This window comes from Oleiphilus sp. HI0117, assembly GCF_001635235.1.
Map to the genome: position 1 here is coordinate 1 of NZ_LWGA01000865.1, position 2,993 is coordinate 2,993.

Annotated in this window: 4 protein-coding genes; 3 read left to right on the forward strand and 1 reads right to left on the reverse strand. The window is 42.4% G+C overall.

Translation table 11 applies throughout. From position 1 onward, the window contains the following. The first annotated feature begins 222 nt into the window (after nt 1-222). Both A3757_RS15040 and A3757_RS15045 read left to right on the forward strand, forming a co-directional pair. Nucleotides 223-711: a chemotaxis protein CheW gene (locus tag A3757_RS15040; RefSeq protein ID WP_068554886.1), complete on the forward strand. Its 489-nt coding sequence runs from the start codon at nt 223-225 to the stop codon at nt 709-711. A gap of 59 nt (nt 712-770) precedes the next feature. Beyond that, a complete protein-coding gene (locus A3757_RS15045; protein WP_068513732.1) occupies nt 771-1,184 on the forward strand; it encodes a DUF2802 domain-containing protein in 414 nt (137 codons plus the stop codon). A gap of 81 nt (nt 1,185-1,265) precedes the next feature. Here A3757_RS15045 and A3757_RS15050 read toward each other — a convergent pair whose 3' ends face one another. Then, nucleotides 1,266-1,703 (reverse strand): hypothetical protein, encoded by a 438-nt coding sequence (locus A3757_RS15050; protein ID WP_068554888.1) that lies wholly within the window; start codon nt 1,701-1,703, stop codon nt 1,266-1,268. A 236-nt stretch (nt 1,704-1,939) separates the two neighbouring features. Here A3757_RS15050 and sbcD point away from each other — a divergent pair. Then, nucleotides 1,940-2,993, forward strand: a 1,054-nt coding sequence (gene sbcD / locus A3757_RS15055; protein ID WP_068739868.1) for an exonuclease subunit SbcD, incomplete at its 3' end; no start/stop codon positions are given.

The following is a 2,993-nucleotide window of genomic DNA, read 5'->3' on the forward strand; positions in this document are numbered from 1 at the left end:
TGTGCTTTACTCGACGCAGACGTAATGAGCTTGATGCTAGAAGAGAAAGCTTCTGGCAATGGAAGCTCAATTTCTTGATAATTGTGTCACTATTTTCTGGCATAGATTGTGCGATGCTCTATATTTAGAAGATGATCTGTTAAGTTTTTGACGTGAGAGAGTAAAGCTTTGAAAACTTGGCGCGAATTATTGTCTTTTAGGAAATAGGTAAGGGGTCAACTAATGACATCAAACACTGGGCACAGTAGCCATGCTGCTGAAGATCCGATTCTGCAAAACGTCACTTTTCGCTTAGCAGACGAGACGTATGGTATTAACGTAATGCAGATTCAGGAAGTATTACGTTATACTGAAATTGCCCCCGTGCCAGGCGCACCTAACTATGTGTTGGGTATTATCAATCTGCGCGGTAATGTAGTAACGGTTATCGATACACGGACTCGATTTGGTTTACCTAGTGCCGATGTAACTGACCATTCTCGTATCGTTGTTCTTGAAATTGATGGGCAGGTTATTGGTATTCTGGTCGACTCGGTTGCAGAGGTTGTTTATATTAAACACTCTGAAATGGAAACTGCGCCGAATGTCGGCAACGAAGAAAGTGCAAGATTTATACAGGGCGTTTGTAATAAGAACGGCGAACTGATTATCTTGGTTGAATTTGAGAAGATGCTATCTGAAGAAGAATGGTCTGAAATGGGCTCGTTCTAAACTCGATAGCCAATTTGTTTTTGGCCCTCAATGCTAATTGAGGGCTATGAGGAGTAGGCATGTCAATTTCTGTAGAGTTTGTTCCATTGGTTTCAGCGATACTCGTATGTTTGCTTGCGGTGTACGCTTTGGTAATCAAGCGTAGCATTACCTTATCAGAAAGGAGCACTGCTGATCTGGTCGATGAGCTATCAAAAGAAGTTCAGGGAATTAGCCATGGCTCAATGGGTGTTGGGCGTAAGGTTATTGCTCTGGAAAAGCGTGTCGAAGAGCTTGAAGCCATAATAGACGAAATGCAGAAAAATGACCCGACTAAAGTTTCTTACTCCGAAGCGTCACGTTTGGTGGAGTTGGGAGCGGGGATCGATGACCTAATGAATAGTTGTGGCATCTCTCGTCCAGAAGCAGAGCTTGTTAGTGCTCTCACCGAAAGTAAGCAAGATACTATTCCTACCCTTACTCCCACTAAGTAGCTTTAAGCCAGCCAATACTTAAATCAGTGTTCACATCGAGAGCATAGCTTGGGTGTGAACTAGTTATACATCATCAAATGCTTAAGCAACTGCAGAATATTCATTCATAGCTCTTATCGGCTGCACTACTTTACTCTTTTCTTTGTATAGTGAATGTTCAATATAGGCGTCAATTTCACACTCAGCTTCGGCATCTAAGGCGCCAAAGCGTAACTCAAGTTGAAAGGTATCTTTAGATAAGCGTCTAATACAGATTACATCTGCATTAATTTGAAGAAAGCTTTCTAATTTAAATGCGACTTCAATTTTAACCGGACACTTAGGTGATACCGAAGGTGTATTGGGTAGTAAGCGATGCAAGGTTTCTTGGTCACAGTTTAGGCATATGCCGTCACGAGAAATGGTTTTAATCGTTGCTCTCTCATGTACCCCTTGGCCTGATAAAACAGATGCTTCACTTGTTTTATAGCTTTGTGCATCGAGTGCAATCGGTGTGTGATAGATGAGTTGTCTTTTCATAATCTGTCTCAATAAGTCCTGCTAATTCATTGCTACTATTAAACTTATCTTTTACAAGAAAATTAACAAGGTGATCTTTGTATCACTTTGAAAGCTTATGCAACCATGTGAACCAAGTCCGCAATAAAATGCCTTTACTTCACAAAAATAAGGGGTAAATTAGTCTTCAAATTGAAAATCGGGTCAACATCTTGAAAATAATTCACTCCTCCGACTGGCATCTTGGTCAGTATTTCATGGGTAAAAGTCGCCAAAAAGAACATCAGGGTTTCCTTAATTGGCTGGTTGAGCAGGTTCTTGAGCATGAGGTTGACGCCGTTATTGTTGCCGGCGATATATTTGATACCGGGGCTCCACCTAGCTATGCTCGCGAACTTTATCACAAGTTTGTGATTGACTTTAGTGAAGCGACAAACAAGGCTGTGCCTCTCGTTATTGTTGCCGGAAATCATGATTCTGTCGCCATGCTTGAAGAAACCTCTGACTTGCTTGCGCACTTCAACACGCATGTAATTTCTTCTGCAAACGAGAATACCTACGAGCAACAGCTATTGCCCCTGACAGGCGCTGCTGGTGAAATAAAGGGAATTATATGTGCCGTTCCATTTCTAAGAGCTAGAGACCTGGTTGGTAGTCATTCCGGTTCGACAGGGAAGGAAAAGCAACGAGATTTACAAGATGCGATAAAGCGGCACTATCAGGTGCTTTATCGTAAGGCCCTGGGTTTAAGAGATATTAATGATTCAAAGATCCCGATTATTATGACAGGGCACTTAACAGTCGTCGGCGCACGCACAAGTGAATCGGTCAGGGATATTTATATCGGTACCTTGGAGGCGTTTTCAGCAACATCCTTTCCCTCGGCAGATTACATTGCCCTGGGACATATCCATAAGCAGCAGCAAATTAAGGGCAATGGCAATATCTACTATAGTGGTTCGCCAATTCCGCTTAGCTTTGACGAGCTAAACCAGAAAAAGTCAGTGCAAGTGGTAGAGTTTGATGAGGCTGGTGTGACGGTGGATGCCATTGAAGTACCGGTTTTTCAGCAGCTGTACAAAATAAAAGGAAACCTCGAGGAGATTAGCGCTAAACTTTCAGAGTTGAAGGGCGGTCGTGATGGCAGTGCTTATTGTTCAGAAAGCAATGGTGACCTTAGTGAGACTATTTGGCTTGAGGTAGAAGTTGAAGAACAGGATTATCTTGAAGACCTTCAGAAACGCATCGAAGAATTAGTGGACGATAGCAATATCGAAGTGCTTTGTTTGAAGCGCAGCAGAAATCGAAAAG

What these genes read in the sequence shown, in the direction of transcription:
- A3757_RS15050 (WP_068554888.1), bottom strand. Translation starts at nt 1,703, where the DNA reads ATGAAAAGACAACTCATCTATCACACACCGATTGCACTCGATGCACAA.
- A3757_RS15045 (WP_068513732.1), top strand. Translation starts at nt 771, where the DNA reads ATGTCAATTTCTGTAGAGTTTGTTCCATTGGTTTCAGCGATACTCGTA.
- A3757_RS15040 (WP_068554886.1), top strand. Translation starts at nt 223, where the DNA reads ATGACATCAAACACTGGGCACAGTAGCCATGCTGCTGAAGATCCGATT.